At 56.3% G+C, this 25,131-nt stretch carries 18 protein-coding genes and 1 pseudogene; 9 read left to right on the forward strand and 10 right to left on the reverse strand.

What is annotated here, in order from left to right:
• From MWC30_RS15445 to tsaE, 4 genes are read left to right on the forward strand one after another with little or no spacing between them, the layout of a single operon-like run.
• Positions 1 to 717 (forward strand): pyridoxine 5'-phosphate synthase, encoded by a 717-nt coding sequence (locus MWC30_RS15445; protein ID WP_244085093.1) that lies wholly within the window; start codon positions 1 to 3, stop codon positions 715 to 717.
• 8 nt (positions 718 to 725) lie between these two features.
• The gene (acpS, locus tag MWC30_RS15450) at positions 726 to 1,106 is read left to right on the forward strand and encodes a holo-ACP synthase (RefSeq protein ID WP_244085094.1); all 381 of its coding nucleotides are present in this window, start codon (positions 726 to 728) and stop codon (positions 1,104 to 1,106) included.
• Between the two features lie 35 nt (positions 1,107 to 1,141).
• On the forward strand, positions 1,142 to 2,743 hold the full coding sequence (locus MWC30_RS15455; protein ID WP_244085095.1) for an NAD(P)H-hydrate dehydratase: 1,602 nt from the start codon (positions 1,142 to 1,144) through the stop codon (positions 2,741 to 2,743).
• 4 nt (positions 2,744 to 2,747) lie between these two features.
• Positions 2,748 to 3,230 (forward strand): tRNA (adenosine(37)-N6)-threonylcarbamoyltransferase complex ATPase subunit type 1 TsaE, encoded by a 483-nt coding sequence (gene tsaE / locus MWC30_RS15460; protein WP_244085096.1) that lies wholly within the window; start codon positions 2,748 to 2,750, stop codon positions 3,228 to 3,230.
• A 67-nt stretch (positions 3,231 to 3,297) separates the two neighbouring features.
• Here the strand turns inward: tsaE and brxL are convergent, their stop codons facing one another.
• From brxL to MWC30_RS15495, 6 genes and pseudogenes are all read right to left on the reverse strand, one after another.
• Complete coding sequence (gene brxL, locus MWC30_RS15465; RefSeq protein WP_244085097.1) at positions 3,298 to 5,346, reverse strand: BREX system Lon protease-like protein BrxL; 2,049 nt, start codon at positions 5,344 to 5,346, stop codon at positions 3,298 to 3,300.
• Complete coding sequence (gene pglZ, locus MWC30_RS15470) at positions 5,343 to 7,691, reverse strand: BREX-1 system phosphatase PglZ type B (RefSeq protein ID WP_244085098.1); 2,349 nt, start codon at positions 7,689 to 7,691, stop codon at positions 5,343 to 5,345. Before pglZ ends, brxL begins: the two co-directional genes overlap by 4 nt.
• A 627-nt stretch (positions 7,692 to 8,318) precedes the next feature.
• A complete protein-coding gene (locus tag MWC30_RS15475) occupies positions 8,319 to 9,428 on the reverse strand; it encodes an AAA family ATPase (RefSeq protein ID WP_244085099.1) in 1,110 nt (369 codons plus the stop codon).
• Positions 9,425 to 10,105: pseudogene (locus MWC30_RS15480) on the reverse strand (SAM-dependent DNA methyltransferase); the annotation flags it as partial. The pseudogene MWC30_RS15480 and the gene MWC30_RS15475, both read right to left, overlap by 4 nt.
• A gap of 268 nt (positions 10,106 to 10,373) precedes the next feature.
• Positions 10,374 to 11,499 (reverse strand): IS3 family transposase gene (locus tag MWC30_RS15490; RefSeq protein ID WP_244085133.1). Its coding sequence is split into 2 segments (ribosomal slippage): positions 10,374 to 11,220 and positions 11,219 to 11,499, totalling 1,128 coding nucleotides; the frame shifts between segments, so codons are not numbered across the junction.
• A 92-nt stretch (positions 11,500 to 11,591) separates the two neighbouring features.
• Positions 11,592 to 11,900, reverse strand: a complete 309-nt coding sequence (locus MWC30_RS15495) for a DUF4389 domain-containing protein (RefSeq protein ID WP_244085102.1) — start codon at positions 11,898 to 11,900, stop codon at positions 11,592 to 11,594.
• A 122-nt stretch (positions 11,901 to 12,022) separates the two neighbouring features.
• Between MWC30_RS15495 and MWC30_RS15500 the strand changes: the two genes are divergently transcribed.
• The 4 genes from MWC30_RS15500 to pckA all read left to right on the forward strand — a co-directional run bounded on the left by MWC30_RS15500 (position 12,023) and on the right by pckA (position 17,996).
• A complete protein-coding gene (locus MWC30_RS15500; RefSeq protein ID WP_244085103.1) occupies positions 12,023 to 12,763 on the forward strand; it encodes an FkbM family methyltransferase in 741 nt (246 codons plus the stop codon).
• A 369-nt stretch (positions 12,764 to 13,132) separates the two neighbouring features.
• Positions 13,133 to 14,386, forward strand: a complete 1,254-nt coding sequence (locus MWC30_RS15505; RefSeq protein WP_244085104.1) for an aspartate kinase — start codon at positions 13,133 to 13,135, stop codon at positions 14,384 to 14,386.
• 329 nt (positions 14,387 to 14,715) lie between these two features.
• A complete protein-coding gene (cimA, locus tag MWC30_RS15510) occupies positions 14,716 to 16,302 on the forward strand; it encodes a citramalate synthase (RefSeq protein WP_244085105.1) in 1,587 nt (528 codons plus the stop codon).
• Positions 16,303 to 16,391: 89 nt separating this feature from the next.
• Complete coding sequence (gene pckA / locus MWC30_RS15515) at positions 16,392 to 17,996, forward strand: phosphoenolpyruvate carboxykinase (ATP) (protein ID WP_244085106.1); 1,605 nt, start codon at positions 16,392 to 16,394, stop codon at positions 17,994 to 17,996.
• Positions 17,997 to 18,177: 181 nt separating this feature from the next.
• Here pckA and MWC30_RS15520 read toward each other — a convergent pair whose 3' ends face one another.
• Positions 18,178 to 18,885, reverse strand: coding sequence for a TVP38/TMEM64 family protein (locus MWC30_RS15520; RefSeq protein ID WP_244085107.1), 708 nt, complete (start codon positions 18,883 to 18,885; stop codon positions 18,178 to 18,180).
• A 730-nt stretch (positions 18,886 to 19,615) separates the two neighbouring features.
• On the opposite strand from MWC30_RS15520, the gene MWC30_RS15525 reads away from it, so the two are divergent.
• Positions 19,616 to 20,980, forward strand: a complete 1,365-nt coding sequence (locus tag MWC30_RS15525) for a sigma-54 dependent transcriptional regulator (RefSeq protein WP_244085108.1) — start codon at positions 19,616 to 19,618, stop codon at positions 20,978 to 20,980.
• Between the two features lie 313 nt (positions 20,981 to 21,293).
• Here MWC30_RS15525 and MWC30_RS15530 read toward each other — a convergent pair whose 3' ends face one another.
• The 3 genes from MWC30_RS15530 to MWC30_RS15540 form a co-directional block, all read right to left on the reverse strand.
• Positions 21,294 to 22,040, reverse strand: a complete 747-nt coding sequence (locus MWC30_RS15530; RefSeq protein WP_244085109.1) for an FKBP-type peptidyl-prolyl cis-trans isomerase — start codon at positions 22,038 to 22,040, stop codon at positions 21,294 to 21,296.
• 23 nt (positions 22,041 to 22,063) lie between these two features.
• Positions 22,064 to 22,447: a fibronectin type III domain-containing protein gene (locus tag MWC30_RS15535; RefSeq protein ID WP_244085110.1), complete on the reverse strand. Its 384-nt coding sequence runs from the start codon at positions 22,445 to 22,447 to the stop codon at positions 22,064 to 22,066.
• A 306-nt stretch (positions 22,448 to 22,753) separates the two neighbouring features.
• Positions 22,754 to 24,997 carry a multicopper oxidase family protein gene (locus MWC30_RS15540; protein WP_244085111.1) on the reverse strand — a complete coding sequence of 748 codons (2,244 nt, stop codon included), beginning with the start codon at positions 24,995 to 24,997 and terminating at the stop codon, positions 22,754 to 22,756.
• Positions 24,998 to 25,131 lie beyond the last annotated feature (134 nt).

Consider the following 25,131-nt stretch of genomic DNA (forward strand, 5'->3'; position numbering starts at 1 on the left):
TTGGCCAGACTTGCTATCAACGTCGATCATGTGGCCACGGTGCGCCAGGCGCGCCTGGCCGCCGAGCCCGATCCGGTCACGGCGGCCGCCCTGGCGGAATTGGCCGGAGCGCAGGGGATCGTGGTCCATCTTCGGGAAGACAGGCGCCACATCCAGGACCGGGATGTGGAAGTCCTGCGGCGAACGGTAAAGACCAGTCTTAACCTGGAAATGGCCGCCACTGCGGAAATGATCCAGACGGCCCTGCGCATCAAGCCCGATATGGTGACACTCGTCCCGGAAAAGCGCCAGGAATTGACCACCGAAGGCGGACTGGACGTCACTCTGCACGAAGAATCCCTCCGTGGGGTCATGGAAACCTTTCACAAGGGAAACATCGCCGTCAGCCTCTTCATCGATCCGGACCCCAAGCAGATCAAGACGGCCCACAGGCTGGAAACCGATTACGTCGAAATCCATACAGGGAGCTTTGCCGAGGCGAAAACCTTCCAGAGGCGCCAGGAAGAGTACGACCGCGTGGGCACGGCCGCCAAGCTGGCGCGGAAACTGGGACTGGGAGTCCATGCCGGCCACGGAGTCGACTATCAGAATATCTTCTGGCTCCGGAATATTTCCGAGATCGAGGAATTCAGCATCGGCCACGCCGTCATCGCACGGGCGGTCCTGGTGGGGATGGACCGGGCAGTGCGTGAAATGCTGGCACTGGTCACCGGGTAGACGAATAGATGGCTGTCTACGGCATCGGCATCGACCTCATCCGGACGGACAGGATCCAGCAGATGCTCTCCCGGTGGAACGATCACTTTCTGAAGCGCGTCTTTACGGAAGGGGAACAGCGGGTCTGCTCGGCCCGTAAAACACCGGCCCGGTGTTACGCCCTGCGATTCGCAGCCAAGGAAGCGTTCGTGAAAGCCCTCGGGAGAGGGATGCGTCCTCCCGTCCTCTGGCTCGACATCGAAGTGATCAACAACGCGTTGGGAAAGCCTGAAATCGTTCTCTCCCGGCGGGCGGAGCTATTCTGCGGAGAACAGGGGATTCGCGCCCGGCACCTGAGCCTCACCGACGACGGAGACTATGGAGCGGCCATGGTCGTTCTGGAAAGTTGACGACGAAATAGACCGGACACAAGGATAAGAATAAGGTGAAAGATTCACAGCAGGGATTGCGTGTCGTCACCGCGGCCGAAATGGCGCGCATGGACCGGCAGACCATTGAAGAAGTCGGGATTCCCGGCGCGGTGCTCATGGAAAACGCCGCCCGGGGCGCGGCATGTTTTTTCCGCCAGGTGATTCCGGGCCTGTCCTCACAGCGCATCACGGTGGTCGCAGGGAGCGGCAACAACGCAGGGGACGGCTTTGTCCTTGCCCGTATTTTCCATGGGGAGGGCGCCTACGTCCGGGTGGTCTGCCTCCGGGATCCCGACCGCCTCCAGGGAGATGCTCTCGGCAATTTCAAGATCCTGGAAAAATTGAATGTTCCGGTGGTCGTCTGGAACGAGGCCCTGGACTTCGATGCTCAGTGGCGCTGGATTCGAGAGAGCGACGTGCTCATCGATGCAATCCTGGGAACCGGCCTGAACAGCGAAGTGGAGGGGCTCTTTCGCAAGATCATCGACGGCATGAACACCCTCCCCTGCCCGATCCTCGCCGTCGATATCCCATCGGGCCTGGACGCGAGCTCGGGAAATCCGCTGGGAACGGCTGTCCGCGCCACGGCAACCGCCACTTTCGCCTTTCCCAAAATCGGACACCTCATGGATCCGGGTCCGGAATACACGGGGAAGCTCCAGGTCGTGGACATCGGCATCCCGCCAACCGTTGCGGCGTCGACGGATGACGGCAGCCCCGTCGTCCGCTGGTGGCTGGATGAAGCCTTCCTTGCCGGCTGGCTGAAGCCGCGGCCTTCGGACACCCACAAGGGCAACGCCGGTCACGTGGCGGTGCTATCAGGCTCTCGGGGAAAAACCGGGGCAGCATGCCTCATCTGCCAGGCTGCGGCCCGAGCGGGCGCGGGGCTGGTGACCCTCTTCATTCCCTCCAGCCTGAACCCCATCCTGGAAGTGAAGCTCACTGAAGCCATGACTTATCCTATCCTCGAAACAGAGGAGCAATCCCCGGCGGAAGCGGCGCTGCACGATATCCTGGATTTTGTCGACGGGAAACAGGCCCTCGCCATGGGGCCGGGCATTTCCCTCCACCAGGAAACGCAGGCCCTCGTGCGGACGGTGGTGGAGCGAGCTTCCTGCCCCATGGTTCTGGACGCCGACGCCCTCACTGCCATCGCGGAATCCCCTGAAATCCTTAAAAAAGCCCATCTACCCTTAATTCTCACGCCGCACCCGGGAGAAATGGCCCGCCTGATTCAGAGCTCTCCCCAGGCCGTTCAGGCGGATCGCATGGGAATCGCCGCTGAATTCAGCAGCAAATATGGAGTCACCCTCGTCTTGAAGGGGCACCGGACGCTGGTGGCCTCCCCCGACGGCCGGATCGCCATCAACAGCTCGGGCAACCCTTCCATGGCGAGCGGCGGTATGGGCGACGCCCTCACGGGCATGATCGCGGGCTTTCTGGGCCAGGGATTCGATCCGTTTCGCGCGGCGTGCCTGGGAGTCTACATCCACGGGAGGGCGGCCGATCTCCGCATGAAGGGCTTAGCCAGTCGGGGACTCCTCGCTTCCGACCTGCTGGAGGATGTGCCCTCCGTCATCGGGTCTCTCGAAGGCATGAACGGTCAGGCGGAATGAGCCCATGCGGGAGCTGACCCTCCATTCCCCCCATGAAGACTGCACGTACCGCCTGGGCTTCAAGCTGGGAACACTGCTCCATCCCGGCGATATTCTGACCCTGCAGGGCGACCTGGGAGCCGGCAAGACCCTTCTGACGGGCGGCGTCGCCCGGGGACTGGGCATTCCCCCGGAAGTTCTCATCACCAGCCCCACCTTCACCTTCATCAATGAATACGAAGGCCGCCTCCATCTCTACCACCTGGATCTCTACCGGCTGTCCGACCCGGAGGAGCTCGAAACCCTCCCCTGGAAGGAGGCCCTCTTTGGAAAAGGCGTTGCGGTCATCGAATGGCCGGAAAGGCTGGGGGAGGATCTTCCCGAAGAACGCCTGGAGATCCGCATCCTGGTGACGGGCGACACCACCCGGACCCTGATCTTCCGGGCATTGGGCGAAGCGCTGGAAGCACGGCTGGAGACGTGGAGGGTGGAGCTGACTTGCACATGATCCAATAGGTAGGCAGCTTCTTGAAGCTTATTGAAAATTCATGGAGCGTCCGGCTTTCGTTCCTATCTCATTCGGAGACCGCTTTGAGGAGAGCATCACGCGCATCGGAATAAAACTGAATGTCAACCTTGGTCGCCATTTCGTCGGAAAGATCGAACAGCTGTTTGCGGCACCCTACCGGCATCAGGATGGCCGTCGCCCCCTTTTCAACGGCGATCTCGGTGATGGAAACCGCGTTGTGGATCTGTTCTATCGAGCCGCCCAAATTGATCTCTCCAACGATGATCAGCCCACCACGCACGCTCTTCTTCAGGATTGAGGTACAGAAGGCGACGAGGGATGCCACTCCCAGCTTGGCGCCGGATTTCGAGGCATCAAAGGCCCTGAGCTGAACCGAGAATTCGTGCTGCCTGGGGTTCTTGTCTCCGATCAATTGCATGGACCGGGCATAGAGATTCTGCTCGGCAACGCTGACACTCTCCTTAAATGCCGGAGGAACAGGCTTGTTCAGGATCTTTACACCCGAGCCTGGGCCTTCGTTGACTTCGATGCGGTACAGACCAGCATGATCATCCATACCACCGGGACTTATAGTCCAGACTTGGCCGGGCTCCAGTGGATCACTCCCAATGCTGTTTTCACTCTGCAGCTCGGGGGTCGAAACAAACTTCTCAACGCCATCCCTTCCCATAACGTAGCTGAAGTGAGTATTGAGGAATTCAGCCGCACCGATCCGTTTCTGTTGTTCCTTTACACGCCGCCTGACCTCAAGAGCAATTCGAACCGCCCACTCGATTTCTTCCTCGGGTACTTCCTCATTCCCAGCAGGATAGAGTAGCTTGAGCAGCCCGCTTATGGTCTTATTAACGGCATTCGTGTCACGCCCGCTGAGTGCACCGCCATAATGGACCCTGTTTTGAAGCGATGCTATGCGGCTCTGGTTGCGGAGCTGACTCCAACATTCCGAGAGGAAATCACTGACCAGGCCGAAGTGGCTGGTAAGTAGCTCCTTCTGGATCTTTGGAACATCCCAGCCTGGCAGATAGGCATGGATGCGGTCCATGAAAGCGGTATCATCTCTCATCTCGGGCGGCATTGGGCCAAAGAGATGCCCGATTCTTTGCTGGTGCTCCACATCCACTTCGAAGTTTCCAACCAGGACAATACTACCATCTGCCCGGATGCTCTCCTTGCCACGGCTGAATTCCCCGGACTCCATGTAGCCCTTCATGATGTTGACGCCGTCTTTCTGGTCAAAAGAAATCCCGGAGATCTCATCGAAGCAGACCACATCATACTGGCAGACCAATCCACGCTGGCCGTTCGAGTTATTCACAAACATGCGGGCAACGGTCGCCTTGCCGCCGGATATGAGGTGAGCATACGGAGAAACCTGTTGGAACAGGTGGCTCTTGCCGGTCCCTCTCGGGCCAAGTTCGACCAGGTTATAGTTGCGCTCAACGAAAGGAACCATCCGTAAGAACAGAGCGTTCATTGATCTATCTGAGAGCCCCCCCGACTCTATCCCGATACTCCGCAAGAGAAGGCACTTCCACTCCTCGGTCGAGAAGTTCCTTCGAGCCTTTCCCAATTGATCGAGGACATCTCTTTTGGACAGCTGAATCTCACGTAGGCCTTCCACTCCGAAGGGGCGGCCCTTCGTTTCCTGAGCAATGCCGGCATCGTAGGCCAGCGAGATTTCTGCATAGAATCCACCCGTGAGCATACGCTCGTGCTGGTTGACCAGTTCCGGGCTGATCCGAACATCCTGGAGTCTCAAGCTTGGAAGTGTCGCCAGGTAGGAGTCCGTCCTGGCATCGAGTCTGGCCGTAATGAGATCAATGATTTTGACCTCACCGTTCTCTCTCGCTCTTGCCTTGAAAAGCTCCTCCTCACCGGCCTTAACCGTTCGGGACTTGAGCTGCCTTTGAACGACGTCCAGCCCCTCCTCGATCTCCTCCGGATCGATGCTCGCGCAGTAGCGCCCCAGCAAAAACTCAACCACGTAAGTCGGAACCGGAAACTGGCGGCTGAAGGTGCGAACAAGATCCTTGCGAACCAGATATCCTTCGAGGTGGGAGGCCGCAAGCCTGTCAATGTGGTCTAATTCAATCATTTGCCGCCTCCACCCACAATGGTAGCAGATTGAGCCACAAGCTCACCCTTTTGATCGATCAACACAACAACGACCTGAGAGTCTTCAAGCTCTTCATTTTCAACGACAACGGAAGCAGTCCCATTCTCTTTGAGCGGTTTGGCACTCACCACCGCGCTGGATGCTGCATTGCCGGGTTCAGTGCGGATGTCCATGATGAGACCTAGGAAATCTCCGTCAACAGCGACTGTACAGCGAAATTGCTTCCAAACAATGTCGGTAATCTCCACTGTTCGAGTTGACTGTCCACCGGTCGCACGGGTAACCAGCAATTCGAGAGTCAAACATTCCTGGATACTTAGCCCCCCATGGGCATATTCGAGTCCATTTCGATAGCAGCTTATTCCGTCTGCAAGCGCAAAACTCTGGGCAGGGTTCCAGTACCATGGATACAAGCGCTCTTCAGTGGCAGCTCCAGCTTTTAGCGCCGCACAACGTCCCCATTTGTTCTCAATAAGAGAAGCCGACAGATCGACTTTGGGGAGTCCTCCCGGGAGCAGAAGCCATCCGTGATCCGTTACAATCCGCACGGTCTTCCACCCGGCATCGAGAAGCTGGCCCACTCGTTCCACTATCTCCACCATAAGGGGAAGAATATGTTTTGCCAGCTTCCATCCATGATCATGGCCCTCGGTGTCGATGTCTCCGAGCTCGCACCACCCTCTGCCTGTAGCGTCCCCCGTTTCATGCTTCTCAATAAAGGTGAATCCGGCATCGATCAGTAGCTTTCGAAGATGGTGCCCGCCCTTTAATGATTGCCCTGTCTCTTTAACGCAAGGCTCGAAATCGGAGTTTGCCTCCTGTCCGCCGATGAGATGCCGAACCGGTGTCACAGCCGGCTTGCCGGTGGCGGTAACACTTGGCAGTGCTGTCCATACTATCTTTTCGCTGACATTCAGTCCTTTGGTGGACAGCAGATTGGCCAGCCGTTTGGCAACGTCGAAACGAAGGCCGTCTACAAAAACCATGCACTCACCGGCATTACCACCCGAGGGCTTATACCTGGCCACGGGTTCACCCGCATAACCGGACTGATCCGCCAGTTTTTGCAGATGTCGTGCAGCCTCTTCCATCCAGGGCAGATATATGGTTCGAATGACTCCACGGACGGCTTCCAGGTCTTCATCCTTGCTCACACATCCCAGAGCTTTTAAGACAGCATCATCAGCCCGCCAGCCGGATGTCTGGTATATGGCTACAACGTCGTTGATGTCTCCTACGGCAAGAGAGTTGGAGGTGACTTCAGCCAAGAGAGTCAAATGTTCCAGGGCCAGAGCCAGCGGCGATTCACCCAACTCCGCCCACACGAGGTGCCGGAGGTCCTTGTACATTTTGTCGATTTTTGGAAGTTTCTCCCGAGCCTCGTGCGGAGGGTACTTCTGAAGGCTAAGCAGTTGTTGTCTGAGCCCTTTCTCCTGCATCTCGTTCCATTGGGGCCATCCCCCATGAGAAGTGGCATTCGAGTACAGAGTAAGCTCAGGCATTTTACACTTACGGATCTGGTTGGGGATATTGGGGTAACGCCTTGGAGCCTCACAATAGCGCTCCCAGACCGGTTGCCAGGGACCGAGGTGATTTGCGAGCCTTGTTGCTCCGACCAGAGCGCCATCCTTCTCAGGGCTGAAAGCAAACTGCGATTTACAGATTTCTACGAACCCAGCCCATTCGTTTTCTCCTCTTCCAGCCTTGAAAGCATCCCCTTGGTCGAGCCAAATGAGCAGATCTCTGACCGGATCGCCACCGGTGAGCAGTGTGTTGAAATAGTCTTTATCCAAATGCTTGCCCTTGAGGAGTTCCACGTCTTCATCGAGCAACCTGTAGAGGGCCAGCTGCATGGCTCTCTTAGTGTCGTTGTCCTGAGCAATGTCCAACCCCAAGCCTCCCTGATCGGATTTTAGAAAGGCAAGGATCGTCCAGTCCTTGGCATTTACCTGTGACCAGATCACACCGCGATATTGCAGCTCGGCAATTGGCTTCAGATGGTCCGGGCAATTCTCCACCGCTCGCAGATCCTGGCGGCTGATGCCGGGGAGATAGATAATGGGCGTGCAGCCTTCCGGCAACTGAAGATCATTGTTTTTCCCAGCGATGACACACCGCAGCCATATAGCGGGTCCGGTGTGTTTATCTGGTGAATACTCTCCCAGCACAAGCAGGTCGGGCAATTCGTTTTGCAGTCGCGATATCACTGCTTCCCATTGCCTGTCGTGATCCGGCCACAGGATACAACTCGGTGCCACCTGAACCTCAGGGTTGAAGACAGTGGCTGATCGCACTGCCTGGAAGAGGTGTTCGATCACTCTCATTTGTTGCCTCTGTCACCTTGAGAAGAGCCATGGCCTGATTGGCCAGATTCTTGGGGGTTTCATTCTAGCGAGTGTCATCCTGGGCTGAGGATTTTACCCTACCATATTCATCACAGGCGGCTGCTAGCGCTGAGGGAGCATCCGATGGAAGCCCCGCTGATTTGCACATTCTCACCAGTTGATCCACCGCAAGCTTACATCCTCGCTCTTTAACCAATTTGGGATAGTCATTTTCCTCATTTACCGCTTCACCATTCAGGTAATGGAGCCATGTTTCGATATTGCGTTTTGGAACTACGATCGCCACGGCTTCGTCAGCGGCCCGAAATGGTATCTGTCGCGAACTACAAGCATCCTCGAATCCTTTGATCCTAGACTGTACATCCGTGGAATCCGCGTCTATCATCGCGATCAGAGCAGAAGCCGCTCGTGTTTTTCGTCTACGATATGTCTCAAGTTCACTCGGAAAGGTCTCTCTCACCCACTGTTCCGCAGAACCACTCGCTGAAGGGCTTTTCTCGACCCGTAGCTCCCTCGTATTCCAACCCATTCCTTTAAGAAACCGTCTGGCGAAGGCTTCATGTTGAGAATCCTCGCAGAGTAGAACGATTTTCACGCGGCGTGTTGTCATTTCGTCCACCCCCTGGCGATCTGCATAGAAAGTTTCATACCCTCTTCCATCTGATTTCGCAGTTCCTTCACACGCGTTGGGCCAAGAGCATCCCGCTCGATCCACTTGCCATATTCCGGGCCAAGGTAATCGATCAATTCGGGGTGGTGACTGATGACCACGGCCTGGGGGAAGCCATCTCCGCACGTATCGTTAAGCTCCATGAGCCAAGGTTGGATTTCAGGCAACGAGACGTAGTTCTCCGGCTCGTCAATGAAGACCGTATGTCCCAGATCCTGCAAGCTGAGCAGGAGCGAGTAAAGGACAATTATGACACGCTGGCCGTCGGAGAGTTGTTCAAAGTCGAAGTAGATTGGGGTGGAACTCTCATCCGCAGTGCTGAACCCTACCTTCAGAATCCTATGCTTCCCAGCCTGCTCCAGCTTGAAAGCATGGAATCCAGGGATGACATCTCGCAATTGCTGCGTCAGCTGGAAGATCTTGTCCTGGCGTTCCTGAGAAATGTACCTGTACCATGAAGCGAAGTTAGTGCCATCGCGATTGAGCCAGGCAGATTCTTCTTTAGTTTCCGAGGTCATTTTCTTTGGCTGGAGACTGACGATAAACAGCATCTCCACCCATTCTTTGAACCATGTCAATTTCTTATTGTCCGGCCTCTCAACAATGGTGGCAAGAGCCGAAACGCTCCAGTCGAAGTTATATTTTGGCCCTGGCTTATGATCGTCATGGTAAAGCTGCACCTCGCCTTGCTTGAACTCGAACAACGGTTTGCCATCGAAGAGTAGATGTTCGAGAGCGATCTTCTGTTTTTTTATGTTGGGATTGTGCGAGATGACCAATTTGTAGGAAAACAAGCCATCTGCCCCCTGCACATCGAGTTCAAAGGCCTGGTCGGTCTGGTTGATCCAAGCCGTAAGGTCTTCCGGAGTAAATACTTCGTTGACCTTGGCGTTGTCCACGATCAGGTGACGAATCCCGAACAACAAATCAAACAAAGTGGACTTGCCGCCGCCATTTGGTCCCACTAGAAGAGTCAACTTATTGAATTTCATTTCGAAGTTAACGAGACAACGATAATTGTTTGCGTAGAGTCTTCTCAGCATCATAAAACTCCCTTGCGCTTTCGGGCTGCGAGTTTCTCTTCGATAGTTAGATGGTGGTCGTTGATACGATCTCCATTAAAGAGATGATACCATGGAGCAGATGGCACGTCTTTACCTCTATCCTTGTTCCAGTTGATATTGGGTTTATCCCGGAGCACACCAGCCCCTCTCTTGCCAACATCGGGCACAGAAAGGAACGGACGAATGTTGATACGGGCACCGTCGTTGAGATCGGGGTCCCAGCCGATGGGTTGCTTCTCGATGGGCTTCCAGCGAACGAAGATATCGTAGGGTGCTTCACCTTCAAGAATCATTTCCAACCGCTTCTTCAGGTGCTCGGCAGCAGACACCTTCTCTTCTGCACCATCTACTCCATCGCTGATATCCTGCTTTTGGCGACTGATCCAATCCCCAAGGTAAGTGTAGATGAGGGTTTCAAGGTTCTTGCGGTCAAGCTTGTGGTAGTTCACCAATGCTGCAAAGCCGTCCCGTAAGCCGTCCCAGATATGCCAGATGAAGGGGCGGTGATGAAATATGGTGCAGTGCTGGGTGAAGAACTTATCTCGGAGCCAGGTTTCCAGGGTCTTTCCTGCGTGATCGGCCTGGTTGAGCAGCTCGGAGAGCTTGTCATTGCTCCACGATTCGCCGTAAGCGGCAGCAAGCAGGTTTAGAAGTCTGTCGGGTTATGCTTCCCCCCAAAGTCTAGACAAAAAATGGGCCGATCTAAGCTTTTTTTCACCTCCTCTAAACAGCCCTTCCAGACTGAGTTATGATTGAGCTGCCCACCCGGAGGATAGGGCTCTGCTGGAGAGCAACCCGAGCGCCGAGGTGGGTGGGATGACGGAGGGGCAGGACCATAGGGTCATGCCTTTCTTTTCCCCTGCCCCTTTTGATTCCCCTCAAAGCGTTAAACTCCGGGGGGATCAGGGGGGCAGAGCCCCCCCACTATCAGTTCAGGTTGACACTGAAGTAGACCTCAGCGGGTGTGTGATAGCCAAGGGACTGGTGCAGTCTTTCTCGGTTGTAAAGATCAAGGTAGCTGCCGATCCCTGTGACTGCATCCATAACCGTCTCATAATCCTTGAGGTATACCTCTTCGTATTTGACCGATCTCCACAGCCTTTCGATGAAGATGTTGTCAAAAGCCCTGCCTCTGCCGTCCATGCTGATCCGGATCTTCTCCCCGGAGAGCCTGGAGATAAAGGAGGAGCTTGTGAACTGAGCCCCCTGATCCGTGTTGAAGATCTCCGGCCTTCCCTTTGCGAGGGCTCTCTCCAGAGCCTCCATGCAAAAGTGGGTATCGAGCGTATTCGATATCTCCCAGGAAAAGACGAACCGTGAGTACCAGTCCATTACCGCCACCAGGTAGACAAAGCCTTTTGCCAACCGAATATAGGTGATATCCGAGCTCCAGACCTGATCGGGCCGCTCCACCTTGAGACCGGAAAGCAGATAGGGGTACTTCCTGTGCTCATCGTTGCTCTTGCTCAGATTCCTCTTCGGATGCAGTCCCTCGATACCCATCTCCCTCATCAGGCGCTCGATGCGCTTGTGATTGATCGCATAACCTTCCCGGCGCAGCCAGGCTGTCATGCGGGGAGATCCATAGAACGGGAACCGGGTGTACTCCTCGTCGATGAGGCGCATCAGCATAAGATTGAACGGGCTCTCCGTTGCCGGCTCATAGTAGTAGCCGGATCGGGAGATACCCAAAAGCTCACACTGCCTTGCGATACTCAGCTTCGGGTGCGCCGGCTCAATAAGATCCCTTCTATTTGCCACCGAACTGTAAAGATTTTTTTTTCAACCACTCTCTTTCCACCTCCAGCTGCCCGATCTTCTGGTACAGAGAGGCAATGAGTCTTTCCGTTTCTTTACCCTGTACATCCAGAGCGGCTCTTGAGGAAAAGATTCCGGGCACACCGTCTAGGAGTTGCCTTTTCCACTTCGTGATCAGATTCGGATGCACCCCGTAGTCGGCCGCAATCTCGTTGACCGTCCTCTGGCCCTTCACCATCTCCAAGGCCACTCTGCCTTTCAATGCTGCGTCATGCTTTTTCCGTTGCATCGGTATTCACCCCAGACAAAAAATGTCCATTTTGAACCTCGGTCATAAGCTTAACCTGCTGTCCAAAATCTGGGGGGAATTATACTCGCCCCCCGGGACTATTCAAAGCGTACCTCGTTGCTCGCTGATTCCATTTCCTTGGGAAAATCGCGGAGGGGAAAGGGACGCTCATTGTCATTGAGGGTCATATAGCGGATGAGCTTGTATGCGTACGTCGCCACCTTGTTGGAGAAATTCTTGAGGGGCTCGCTGTACTCCCGGGTCACCAGCAGATAGATGAACTGGAAGAGCACCGTCACCTGCACCACCACCTTCAGCAGCTCGAAGATGATGAGATAAAGAAAGGTGTACAACAACCGAATGGCGATTTGTTTTCTCGAAGCTTTGCTTTCTGCCGCACCGTCCATCGAAACGTCTCCTTTGTGAATAACGAAATTTTCAAACCTCCAGCCGCATTCTTGCCGCATCAACCATAGAGGCTGAAACCCGTAACTTCAAGAACAATCAAAGAAGAAGGAGCAGTCCCCCCTTGGATTCATCCATCGAAAAGACCCTCAACGCCCTGGCGATCCTGCAATCTCCTACAATCCTGAGAGAATTTTTCCGGTCGAGGGCTTTTTCGGCCCGCTGCTTCCGGCTGGTCCAGGCTCTGCGATGCCACCAACCCGCTTTGGGCACCATCCTGGACGTGGGAGCAAACATCGGCCAGTTTGCCCTGGCGGCCCATTTTCATTTTCCCGCCTCACGGATTCACTCCTTCGAGCCCCTTCCGGACCTCTATCCGGAGCTGGTGGAAAACAGCAGGCGGATGAAAAACGTCCAATGCTTCAACTGCGCCCTGGGGGAGAGTACCGGGCATATTCCCTTCTACCGGAATCACTACTCCAGGCTGAGCTCCTCCCTGCCCATCGATGCAGCCAACGATCACCCCCGCTATCGAGAAAGGAAAACATCGTGTCTGACGGTGGATGTTTTTCGGCTGGAGGAGCTGAGCGAGAGATTGAGCGTTACGGGACCGCTCCTGCTCAAGATGGACGTCCAGGGCATGGAGCGGGAAGTTCTCCAGGGATCTGGAGCATTCCTGAGCCGGGTCGATTTCGTTCTCTGCGAGATGGCCCTCGTCAGGCTGTACCAGGGGCAGCCCCTTTTCGACACCATGCACGCGCTCCTGCAGGGCTTCGGCTACCGCCTGGTGGCCCCCCTCCACCTCAACAGGGGGAAGGGCGGGATCGTCATCGAAATGGATGTGCTGTACGCCAGGGAGTGCTGACAGCACGTCCGGGCTTTTCCGCCCTCTCCTGCACATTCTCAGCACCCCGTAACCGGCCTGCCGCCTCTTCTCCATGATGAAAAATTCTGTATCAATCGACCTGCATTTATGTTATTTAGCTTGTTTACCTAATTCTTGGATAGTATTCATGGAAAGCTCCGAAATTCTCGCATCTTCCGTCGGAAAGGGTGCAAGTCGAGGGTGCGAAAAGGCCTGCTTCGGCAGGATCTTTCGACTCGCTTCCCATTGCCGCCGGCAGGGTGTTACGGAGCTTCCACCTGTTCACACCACTTCCGCTCCAGCCGAGGACCGATGGTGCAGGGATCTGCCGGAAAACGCGAGGTCGGAGCAAGGGAGGTCTACAGAACCATGGCGCTTGTTGTACAGAAATATGGCGGAACATCCGTTGCGAATCCCGAACGCATCAAGGCGGTGGCCCAACGGGTGGCGCAACGCAAGAGAGCCGGCGATGACCTGGTGGTGGTCCTTTCAGCGAGGTCAGGAGACACGGATCGCCTGATTGCCCTGGGACGCGAAATCAGCCCGAAACCGGACGCCAGGGAGATGGATGTGCTGCTGGCCACGGGGGAGCAGATGACCATCGCCCTTCTCGCCATGGCCTTGAAGGACGTGGGGCTGGACGCCATTTCCATGACGGGCTACCAGGCGGGAATCATCACCAATCGAAGCTATAGCAGCGCCCGCATCAACTGGATTGAAACACTCCCCATCATGGAAAAGATCCACGAGGGAAAGATCGTGGTCGTGGCGGGCTTCCAGGGCTACGACGACGAGGGCAACATCACGACCCTCGGCCGCGGAGGCTCCGACACGACGGCTGTGGCCCTGGCAGCGGCGCTGGGGGCCGATATCTGTGAAATCTACACGGACGTGGAAGGGGTTTTTACGACGGACCCCAACGTGTATTCCAAAGCGCGGAAGCTTGAAAAAATCAGCTATATCGAAATGCTGGAAATGGCCAGTATGGGAGCCAAGGTGCTCCATCTGCGCTCTGTGGAATTTGGCATGAAGTACCATGTTCCCATCATGGTACTCTCTTCTTTCACCGACGCACCGGGCACGCTCGTCACCAAGGAGGATGCAGAAATGGAAAAGGTGGTGGTTTCCGGAATCACCTACAGTAAGAATGAGGCGCGCATTACCATCACCAACGTTCCCGACGCGCCCGGCATGGCGGCCAGAGTGTTCAAGGCCATATCCGACGCCAGGGTGAATCTGGACCTCATCGTCCAGGGAAGCGGCTCCATACCGGGACGCGCCAACATCTCCTTCACCGTCCCGAAGACCGACTACGACAAGACCATCAAGATTGCCGAGCAGGTTGCCAGGGAAATGGACGCAGGCCAGGTGCACAGCAATCCCCACATCGCCAAGATCTCCGTCATCGGCCTTGGAATGCGGAGCCACAGCGGTGTAGCCAGCAAGATGTTCGAAACCCTGGCGCGGGAGAACATCAATCTGAAGATGATCAGCACCTCTGAAATCAAAATCTCCTGCATCATCGACGAAAAATACACCGAGCTGGCCGTGAGGGTGCTGCATGACGCCTTCCAGTTGGACAAGGCCCCCAACGAGCGGGTCGAAATACAGGAAGAGAAGTAGGGCAGCCCAGACGCCTTGATCTGCGTGGGTTTCGCTTTCGCCGACGGTTTTCTCTACACATCGGGCTCTATCGCTTCTTCTTTTCCGCGGATCTCCCGGCAAACCAATCGGATTTTCGGCGCCCTCTCCCTCCCCGGGCAATAGTGCTGACTTAACGTCACCCCGGTGGAAACCGGGGTCCAGAAAGTCTTTATGTTCCTGGATTCCGGCTTTCGCCGGAATGACGAAAGTTAGTTAAGAGAAACAGCATTGCCCTCCCCGGGCAGAGGGCGCTTGAGCCATCGGCAGGCATGACCCCCATCAAAAATGGTTACTCAAAGGCTTTCTTCATGCAAGAAGTAAAAATCTACGACACGACGCTCCGAGACGGCACCCAGGCGGAAGACTTTTCCCTCTCCCTGGAGGACAAGATCCGGATCGCCCTGAAACTGGACGATCTGGGCATCCACTACGTGGAGGGAGGCTGGCCGGGGTCCAATCCCAAGGACGTGGGTTTTTTTGAAGAAATCAGGAAATACCAGCTGAAGCAGACCCAGATTGCCGCCTTCGGAGCCACTCACCATCCCAGCAAAACGGCCCGGGCCGATGAGAACCTGGCGGCACTGCTGGCCGCGAAAACTCCTGTCGTTACGGTGTTTGGAAAGAGCTGGACGGTGCATGTGAAGGAAGCTCTTCACACCACCATGGAGCACAATCTGCAGCTCATTCATGACAGCCTGGCCTATCTGCGGCCGCACGTCAAAACGCTTTTCTACGATGCCGAGCATTTCTTCGACGGATTCAAGGCGGACCGGGAATATGCCCTCAGAACCCTGGAAAAAGCTCGGGAGGCGGGGGCCGATTGCCTCATTCTTTGTGACACCAACGGCGGCAACCTCCCCAGCACGCTGCGGGAAATCATCCAGGTGGTGAAGGAGCGGCACCCCGGCATCCAGTTCGGCATCCACGCCCACAACGACGGTGAGCTGGCCGTGGCCAATTCCCTCACGGCTGTGGAAATGGGAGCGGGCCATGTTCAAGGAACCATCAACGGCGTGGGAGAACGCTGCGGGAACGCCAACCTCTGCTCCATCATCCCCAACATCTGCCTGAAGATGAACCTTCCGTGCCTTTCGCCGGATAACCTGGCCAAGCTGCGCGCCGTGAGCCGTTTCATCCTGGAGCTGGCCAACATCCCTCCCAACCGCTATCAGCCCTACGTGGGGCGCAGCGCTTTCGCCCACAAGGGAGGCGTGCACATCAGCGCCGTGGAGCGGAATCCCCTGACCTATGAGCACATAAAGCCCGAGCTGGTGGGGAACAAGCGCCGCATCCTGGTCTCGGACCTTTCGGGAAGGGCCACCATCAAGCGGAAGGCGGAGGACTACGGCCTGCGCCTGGACAAGTCCGATCCCGTGGCCATGCAGGTGCTGGAGGAGCTGAAGGACCTGGAGAACCAGGGATTCCAGTTCGAAGCGGCGGAGGCCAGCTTCGAAATCCTCGTCAACCGGGCCATGGGCAAGAGCAAACGCTACTTCGAGCTGGTGGGCTTCCGGGTCATCGACCAGAAGCTGGACGAAGACAGTGAGCCCGTGGCGGAAGCGACCATCCTCGTGAAGGTGGGGGGACACATGGAGCACACGGCAGCCCTGGGACAGGGACCTGTCAATGCTCTGGACAACGCCCTGCGCAAAGCCCTGGAGAAATTCTATCCCGAGCTCAAGGACATGGAGCTGGCCGACTACAAAGTCCGCGTGCTCCCGGGGCGGGACGGGACAGCCGCCAAGGTCCGAGTGCTCATCGAATCCCGCGACACGACGGATCACTGGGGGACTGTCGGAGTATCCCACGACATAATCGAAGCCAGCTGGCAAGCTCTTGTAGACAGTATCAATTACAAGATGTATAAAGGTGAAAAGCAAAGACAGCCGTGCTGAATCATCTCTTCAGAGTTTTCACGACTGAGGATCTCGAGTTCAATCAGTCCAAACATCGCATCTGGATCAAATAGAAAGGAAGGTTCACCATGAACAGCCCTACCACTCCCCGCAGTCCCTATGGCTTGGAAAACCACGGCATTCGGAATCCCGGCGACATCTATTGGAACCTTCCAACCCCCATGCTTTACGAGCAGGCCATCCGTCGGCGTGAAGGCCGCCTCTCTCACCTGGGCCCCCTGGTGGTTCGCACGGGCCAGTACACCGGACGAGCCCCCAATGATAAATTCATTGTCCGCGACCCGGCAAATGAGGGAAAGATCTGGTGGGGAGAGGTCAACCAGGTGATGGAACCGGAAAAATTCAACACGCTGCGGCAGCGCCTCCTGGCCTACTGGCAGTGCAAGGATCTTTTTGTCCAGGACTGTTTTGCGGGAGCGGATCCCGACTACCAGGTCCCCATCCGCGTCATCACCGAGACGGCTTGGCACAATCTGTTTGCACGCAATATGTTCATCCAGGCAACCCCGGAACAACTGGAGAAGCATGTTCCCCAGTTCACCGTCTTCCATGCTCCCAATTTCCACGCGATTCCCGAAGTGGACGGAACACGCTCGGAAATCTTCATCGTGATTCACTTCCAGGAGCGCCTTGCCCTGATTGGCGGAACCCACTATGCGGGCGAGCTCAAGAAGTCCGTTTTCACCATCCTCAACTACCTTCTGCCCCAGCAGAATGTTCTCAGCATGCATTGTTCCGCCAACATGGGCTCCGACGGAAGCGTGGCCATTTTCTTCGGCCTTTCTGGCACTGGGAAAACGACCCTTTCCACGGATATCTCCCGCGTGCTCATCGGGGACGACGAGCACGGCTGGAGTGACCATGGCGTTTTCAACCTTGAAGGCGGGTGTTATGCAAAGGTGATCCGACTCTCACCCGAAGCAGAACCTGAAATCTATCAGACGACACGCCGCTTCGGAACCATTCTCGAAAATGTCGGCTACGACAGTCTGACGGGGCGCATCGACCTGGACGACGAGACGATGACGGAAAACACCCGGGCATCCTACCCCATCAGCCACATCGGCTCTGCAACCCGCCAAAAGATGGGAGGGCATCCCAACAACATCATCATGCTCACGGCAGATGCCTTCGGGGTCATGCCGCCCATCGCCAAGCTGACTCCCGAACAGGCAGTTTATTATTTTCTGTCGGGTTATACGGCGAAAGTGGCCGGGACGGAAAAAGGGATCACGGAGCCCAAGGCAACTTTCAGCACCTGCTTCGGAGCGCCTTTCATGCCGCTTTTCCCGCGTGTCTATGCACAGATGCTGGGGGATAAAATCGCCAAACACAATGTCAATGTCTGGATGATCAACACGGGTTGGAGCGGCGGCCCCTATGGTGTGGGGAAAAGGATCAGCATCGGCCACACCCGCGCCCTGGTGCGTGCCGTCCTCAATGGGACGCTGGCCAACGTCCCCATGCGCGACGACCCCAGTTTCGGCATCGCCGTACCCACCGCCTGCCCGGACGTTCCCCCTGAAGTGCTGGATCCCCGCAGCACGTGGCCCGATCCGGCAGCCTATGATGCACAGGCGAAGAAGCTCGCCGGCATGTTCATAGACAACTTCAAGAAATACTCTGAAGGTTTGGCCGACAACATCAAAGCCGCGGGTCCCAAGGTATCCTGAGTCTCCCCGGCGAGAGCCGGTCTGCCGCGCAGGGCGGGCTTTTTGCTCGCCCTGTGGAGGCAGGCTCGTTCAAACACGTCCCGGCACCAGGAACATCATTGAATATTTTGCATTTGCAGGAGCGGCTTCCAGCCGCGAATAAGCCTCGCGGCTGGAAGCCGCTCCCGCAAAAACAAACCTTTCAATCCTCCCCTTTCATCTTCTTCAACGCCTTAGGAATGAACAAAGAAAGGACGAAGAGCCCCAGCCCCAGAAAAAGCTTGAAGGATTTGAGCTGCTGCCAGTCCCCCGTCTCCCAGATCTCCGCGAACGTTCCGATGAAAAACGTGAAGATGAACGTCCCCACAAGAATACCGAGCCCCGTTCCGAAGAAATACTCCGCAAAGCGTACCTTCGTGAGTCCCATTCCAAAATTCATGGGTGTGAAGGGGAAGTAAACCAACCGCAGATAGAGCACGGTGGCGAAGCCGTTGCGCGCGATGGCGTCATCGTATTTTTTGAGTCTTTCGCCCACCAGGGACGCCGCAAAGTCCCTCCCCAGGGTCCGAGCGATATAAAAAGCGAGGCTCGAACCCATCATGGCGCCGATCCACACGTATAGGAACCCTTGGTACGGGCCGAACAAGGCAGCACCCAACCCCGTGAGGAGGATGGAGGGAACGAAAAGACTCACCCCGACAGCGTAAATGACAATGAAAACGGCAGGGGCCCAGATGCCCGCACCATCCAGGAATTGCCGGAGGAGTTCGGCCGTCAGGTATTCCTGGACTGGCGTAAAACGAACGATCCCTATGGACGCCAGGATGAAAATGACCAATATCAACGCCTTGGCAACGGCAACTTTTTTCTTCCCGCTTCTACAAGAAATGAGCTCCAGAGCTTCCGACATAATTATACTCCAAACGGGTGAGAGCTTGAGTCATTGAGTTTTGTAGGAGCGGCTTCCAGCCGCGACGGAAATAGCCAGCTCTCAATAGAATCGCGGCTGGAAGCCGCTCCTACAAAAGTCAAGTTTTGAACCGTTCGCAGTATATCTGGGGCGTCCAAAAAGGGGCAAAATCGCCCGAATTTCCTGCCCGGTTCCTGGCCCTCCTGATCCCGGAGGGATCACAGCCATTAGCCGGTGGTTGAGCCGGCAAAGGCGATACCACCGGTAGGCTGGTAGCATGATCATGCACCCTGAAGGGGTGCCAGCAAGGGCATTCTGCGACCCCTCCAGGGTCGTTTCCTTCTTTTTCATTCTTAACCGGGGGTATCGGCCTTAAGGCCTCAACCCCCGGCTAATAGCTGTGAGCCCTCCGGGCTCTGGAGGGTCAAAAAACCGGAAACAATCGAGATTCAATTTGGACGCCCTACAGTATATCTGCCTCTCCAGGGGAACCACACAATGCCGTCGCAGAACCATAACAATGATATTCTCTGAAGAAAATTATGGGAAGAGGGCGTTCCGGTTCCCATTCGCCATGGACTGTCAAAATATAGTTTGTTTATAATAGCCCGACTTCCGATAGAGAGATCGATCCGTTTTTCAATGAAATGAACCTTCAGCCGATTACAATAGCCCGCCCATCGCGGGACCATGTTTCACAGCCAGGCTCCAATCGCCGCAGGAGGCTGAAATGCCGGAAACCACCGTGCTCGTGGTTGATGACGACAAGAGTATTCTCACCGCCCTTCGCATGACTCTCGAAGGGGAATATGAAGTGGCTATCGCAGAGACGGGAGCGGACGCCTTCAGCCTTCTTTACGCCCATAAACCTGAGGTGGTCCTCCTCGACGTCGGGCTTCCGGATGCAAACGGCATCAACCTGATCGAACGCATCAAGAACATCGATCCGAACGTCTTCATCATCATGGTCACGGCGGTTGAAGAAGCCCAGACTATCGTGAAGGCTTTGAAGCTCGGAGCGTACGACTACCTGGTAAAGCCCATCGACGCTCAGGCCTTGAAGGTGACGCTGCGCAACGCTCTGGAAACAAGAGGTCTGAAAGACACCATTCGCCGCATTCAGAAGCCCAAAATCGAACAGTATCGCCTCGACCTGATCGGCAATAGTCCACAGATGGAAGCCATGGTGGAGACAGCACGAAAGTTGGGCCGCAATGTCGACACTCCGGTTCTCATCACCGGCGAGACCGGGACGGGAAAGGGGGTGCTGGCCCGCGCCATTCATTTCAGCTTTTCGGAGCTCCCCGGCCCTTTCGTCCCTGTCAATTGCACCGCCATCACCCACGACCTTTTTGAAAGCGAGCTTTTCGGCTATGATCGCGGCGCGTTCACGGGTGCCAAAGGAGACGGCCGTGTCGGCCGCTTCGAGGAGGCGGCGGGAGGGACCCTTTTCCTGGATGAAATCGGGTCCCTGGCGCTTTCGACTCAGTCGAAGCTGCTGGGAGTCCTCGAAGACCGGGTATTCCACCGGGTGGGAGGAAATAAGCTCCACACCGTTTCCGCCAGGATCATTGCCGCCACGAACACCGACCTGGAAAAGGCCGTGGAGGAGGGTCAATTTCGAAGGGACCTCTATTTCCGGCTGAATGTCGTGAACATCCACATTCCCCCGCTCCGAGAGCGGGTAGAGGATATCATCCCCCTCACCGAATACTTCATGGACCTCTTCAACAAAAAATACGGCAAAAAATTCACCAAAATCCTTCCTGATACCCGTAAGGCACTGGAAGAATATGCGTGGCCGGGCAATGTACGGGAGCTGAGAAATCTGCTCGAGCGGATCATCCTGCTGGAAAACGGGACGACCCTGTTGCCCCGCCATCTGACTTTCCTGCAGGCAGCGCAGGAAGGGGCCGCTCCACCGGAACTGCCCTCATGCCCTGTCACCCTGGATTACGAGGAAACCATCAAGCATTTGATCCAGGAAGCGCTGCGCCGCACCGGAGGGAATGTTTTGGAAGCTGCACGGATGCTCAACATGCAGGCACACAAGTTACGGTACCGGATTAAAAAATATGGCCTCAAGGCCATATAACCGGATTGCAGCTGGAACGAGATATACTTGTTGAGGATGAAAAGCTTCGTTTTTGTAGGAGCGGCTTCCAGCCGCGATGTGAGCCGGTCGCGGCTGGAAGCCGCTCCTACAAACAGCATGGAGCGATCTGAAAATGTAACTTCTAAACCGAAAGGAGTATAAGTTTGATGGAGTCATTGGGCTCAAGGCTTGCGACCAGGCACGCGGGCTGACGCAACAGCCCGCGCCATAGTAGCTCCGAGGCATCCACCCAACCTTATTCTGCTGATTACCGGAAACCTGAGATCTCTCTCCTTATTATGATGGTAATCTTTTACTTGGTCTTACCGCCCGTGGCGGGCTTCTTGGGAGGGGCGGCTGCCGGACCGGAGCCCTCGCCGATGGACAGGAGCTCCACCTCGAAAATCAGGAGACTGTTGGGCGGGATCCGCCCCTGGCCGCGCTCGCCGTACGCCAGGTTAGGCGGGATGAAGAGCTGCCACTTGGATCCCACCGTCATCAACTGCAGCGCCTCCGTCCAGCCTGGAATCACTTGATTTAGCTTGAATGTCGCCGGCGTGCCTCTGCTGTAGGAGCTGTCGAACTCGGTGCCATCCGCCAGGGTGCCCCGATAGTGGACCGTGACGGTATCGGTGGCTTTGGGGGTCTTGCCGGAACCTTCTTTCAGAATTTTATACTGCAGGCCGCTGGGAAGGGTCTTGACCCCCTCCTTCTTTTTGTTCTCTTCGAGAAAAGCGTTCGCCTCGGCCAGATTTTTGGCCGCCTGCTCCTTGATCACCTTCTCATGTGCCGATGCCATTCTCTGCCGGAACTCCGCCATGGTTGCCTGCATCTCCTCAGGCTTCATCCGGGGCTCCTTTGCACCCAAGCCATCCTGAATCCCGGCGGTGTAGACCTGAAGATCGAGATCCAGCCCCTGCTGCTTCAGGTTCTGACCGAACTGGTAGCCAAGGGTGTAGCTCTCCTTCTCTTTCTGATCTTTCAGCTCCTGCTTTTCCTGGGCGGAGCAGACGTTGAACAGAAAAAAAATGCCGAAAAGCGCTGTCAAAAGATACTTCATTACCCACCCTCCTTTTTTAGTCTTTATCTTTCTCCGGTCACCGTATTGGAATAAGGCGAGTACACCGTCCCGGCCACCGCCCTGACTTTGTAATAATAGATAATTTCCGGTGAGGCTGTGATGTCAATATACTGGGAGGTGCCATTCAGCACCTTGGCAACTTCGACAAAGGGTCCGCTGGCGCGGTCGGAGCGGACGATCTCATACCCTGTGACTATACCCGGGTCCTGGGGAGAAAGCGTCCAGGTCAATCTAAACCCATTCGTAACAATCACAAGTTTGAGAGATGCCGGTGCTCCCGGGATAATACTTTTCTGTTCCGCAACAGCAGTTTTGCCAATCGTACCCGAGTATGCGCAGAGGGACGCTAAAACAACAATGATCGGAACCCACACACTCTTTTTCATGTCCTACACTCCTGGACAACTCTCTCAAATCGCCCCTGCTTCACCCACCTCTGATCTGGGGCGTCCAAATCGCCTTTCGGTGATTGCCCGGTTTCTGCACCCAGCGAAATCCTCCTAAATCAGGTGTGGAGGACATTTTGCCAGTAGATCTTGAGAGCCAAAAACCGGGCAAAGAATCTGGCCGATTCAGTCCCTTTTTAGACGCCCTACCTCTGATCAGTTCAGTGTTCCCCATCAAGGGAATCATTTTCAGTATGTGTCCCCTCCCCCTTCATGGGGGAGGGGCGACTGAGAGGGGATTCACTTTCAGTAGTCCGTTCCCTGGACGTACGACCTTACAGCGCTCGGGTTCGGCAGGAACTGGGAAGGCCGCATCATCTCGTTGTCCTCGTGGTCGGTGATGTGGCAATGCCAGACATAGGCGCCGTTCAAGGCGTTGGGCTGGTACGTCCAGAACAGATCGGCAGCGCCGATGGCCTTATCCTGCGGCGCAATGCGCACCGCGAAGCGCGTCACCTCGCCGGGGTGTGTGATGACCGTGTCCTTCCAGCCGGCTTCCGCCTGAAGCGGTGGAGCAGCTACGCCCAACAGGTACGGCGTGATGTCAGGGTTGCCGCCGTACTTGTTGCCGGTTGCCGCGGACGGAGCATAGGCAAGCGGCGGGCCGTATCCAGGGATGAGCATCTCGCCTGGGAATGCCTGGTTGTAGGCAGCCATGAACGCCTTCGGGTCATAGGGCTGGCGGTTCACGAGCTGGAACTGCAATCCATGGAGATGGATCGGGTGTTTATCCATGGTGGTATTCACGATCTCCCAGAGCTCGGTCTCACCCTCGTTCATCATCTCGGTAATGTAGTTGCCGAGCACCAGGGTCGAACCTGGAATCGGCTCGTCGGTGGTCTCGCGCAGGCCGCTCCACCTGCTGTTGTTGACCAGAACCTCCAGAGGTCCGCCCTCTCCTGCAATCTCAACCAACGTCAGCTCGCGGGTCTTGTTGGCGGTCACGCCTGCTGCCAACGTGCCTGCGACCGGGTTGGCCAGCCGCACGATCTTCTGTGCTCCAGAGCGGATCGCTACGCCGCTCGCGGGGTCGTAGCTGGAGTCGGCGGGCGCATTGGCCGAGAGGCGGAACTGCATGATACGGCCCTCGGTGCTTGCCTTCGGGTTGTCGTCGACTGTGGCAGCAACATTCCGCAGGATGATGTTGAGGGGATTCGGAACCGTCGCGCCGTAAGCCGCCGTGATGGCAGCGATCCATGCCGGATCGTTGAAGTCGACGATAATCTCATAGCGTTCGCCCGGCATGATGAACAGGCTCTTCTGCACACCTGCCTTCTTTTGTGCCCCCGTAGCGTTCGGATCGACCAGGACGGGGCTATCCAGGTAGCCGCCGTCCGTGGCGATCACCCACATGCGCGGGCCTTTCACTCCGGTGGTCTGGTCCAGCAGGAACATGTCGTAGGGGCGGGAGTTGGAGCCGTTGACAACGTAGAAGCGGTAGCGCTGCCGGTCGACCTTCATATATGGCCATACCTTGCCGTTGACCACGATCGTGTCGCCAACGAACTCGGGCACCCAGTATGGATGCTCTGGGTTGATGCCGATATTGGGGAAGTAGAGCTGTCCGTTGGTATCGAACATGCGGTCCTGTAGGACCAGGGGAACAGAGAGCCTCCCCCCGAGCCCTACGGGGTCCAGTCCCGCGGGAAGGGTGAAGCCTGGGTCTACAATGGCATAGGCCCCGGCCAGGCCCGCAAAGGTTGCATTGAGACGGGTGCCGCCGAGCAGGTGGTCGTGGAACCAGAGAGGCCCTGCCTCCTGGGTGTTGGGGTAGCGGTAAATCGCCTCGTTAAGAGCCGCCGGATGCGCCCCTCCTCCTGCCACGTCGGTCCCCGCATAGTAGGCGGGACCCTGAACGACGGAGATGGGCTCCGGCCCCGGCTTGTCGCTCGCGAACCAGGCCTCAGGGCCGCCGTCGATGACCGCCGGGTCTTCAGCACCGTGCAGGTGAGGAACGGCGAGAACAGGACCCATGTAATGCACCGCGTCGAAAGGCATCGGCATGGACTGGCCAAAGGCCTGGTGAAACGCCGAATGGATGCTCATGTCTGTCCAGTCTCTCCAGGCGATATTGTTGGCGGTGAGATTGTTGACGTACCGCACCTGGGTGGGTTGGTTCCTCGTCGCCACGATGAACGGGCCGAAGTAGGTGTCGACGGCATCCGCCGGCGCGGCTGTGGGGCCGACCCGGTAGCCGAAGACCCAGGTGCCCGTATAGGTCTGGCCATTCGCAGGTTTGAAGGTTGAAGGCATCATATTGGCCTGAAACTCCAGCATGTTCAGCGTGATCTCGCTGGAGCCTGCGATTACGGTTTCTATGGGGCCGTCCGGGTTGAGCAACGGGTCCTTGAGCAACGGCAACGGGTCAACGAATTGAGCGATCTTGTTCCCGGGAAGGGGTGTTCCCTGCCCGGCCATTGCACCAGAAGCGCCGACAAGTCCGATAAACATCACTAATAAAAAAAGGTTCAATAATTTTTTGCAGTTCATTAGCTTATCCTCCTTTCATGGATAACGCGAATGGAGGTTCTCTTTGTCTCATTCTTTCTTCCGAAATGCCCTCTACAATCACCAAGTATCCACTGCCGAACCCGAAGGCTACGACTTTCAATCTCCTTGGATCC

It is taken from the genome of Desulforhabdus sp. TSK (assembly GCF_022836495.1).
GTDB lineage: Bacteria > Desulfobacterota > Syntrophobacteria > Syntrophobacterales > Syntrophobacteraceae > Desulforhabdus.

Excerpts from the sequence above, each read along its gene's own strand:
- MWC30_RS15520 (WP_244085107.1), bottom strand. The coding sequence starts at position 18,885 with ATGTCGGAAGCTCTGGAGCTCATTTCTTGTAGAAGCGGGAAGAAAAAA.
- MWC30_RS15535 (WP_244085110.1), bottom strand. The coding sequence starts at position 22,447 with ATGAAAAAGAGTGTGTGGGTTCCGATCATTGTTGTTTTAGCGTCCCTC.
- MWC30_RS15495 (WP_244085102.1), bottom strand. The coding sequence starts at position 11,900 with ATGGACGGTGCGGCAGAAAGCAAAGCTTCGAGAAAACAAATCGCCATT.
- cimA (WP_244085105.1), top strand. The coding sequence starts at position 14,716 with ATGCAAGAAGTAAAAATCTACGACACGACGCTCCGAGACGGCACCCAG.
- brxL (WP_244085097.1), bottom strand. The coding sequence starts at position 5,346 with ATGATTGAATTAGACCACATTGACAGGCTTGCGGCCTCCCACCTCGAA.
- MWC30_RS15475 (WP_244085099.1), bottom strand. The coding sequence starts at position 9,428 with ATGATGCTGAGAAGACTCTACGCAAACAATTATCGTTGTCTCGTTAAC.
- acpS (WP_244085094.1), top strand. The coding sequence starts at position 726 with ATGGCTGTCTACGGCATCGGCATCGACCTCATCCGGACGGACAGGATC.
- MWC30_RS15540 (WP_244085111.1), bottom strand. The coding sequence starts at position 24,997 with ATGAACTGCAAAAAATTATTGAACCTTTTTTTATTAGTGATGTTTATC.
- MWC30_RS15505 (WP_244085104.1), top strand. The coding sequence starts at position 13,133 with ATGGCGCTTGTTGTACAGAAATATGGCGGAACATCCGTTGCGAATCCC.
- pckA (WP_244085106.1), top strand. The coding sequence starts at position 16,392 with ATGAACAGCCCTACCACTCCCCGCAGTCCCTATGGCTTGGAAAACCAC.
- MWC30_RS15525 (WP_244085108.1), top strand. The coding sequence starts at position 19,616 with ATGCCGGAAACCACCGTGCTCGTGGTTGATGACGACAAGAGTATTCTC.
- tsaE (WP_244085096.1), top strand. The coding sequence starts at position 2,748 with ATGCGGGAGCTGACCCTCCATTCCCCCCATGAAGACTGCACGTACCGC.
- MWC30_RS15530 (WP_244085109.1), bottom strand. The coding sequence starts at position 22,040 with ATGAAGTATCTTTTGACAGCGCTTTTCGGCATTTTTTTTCTGTTCAAC.
- pglZ (WP_244085098.1), bottom strand. The coding sequence starts at position 7,691 with ATGAGAGTGATCGAACACCTCTTCCAGGCAGTGCGATCAGCCACTGTC.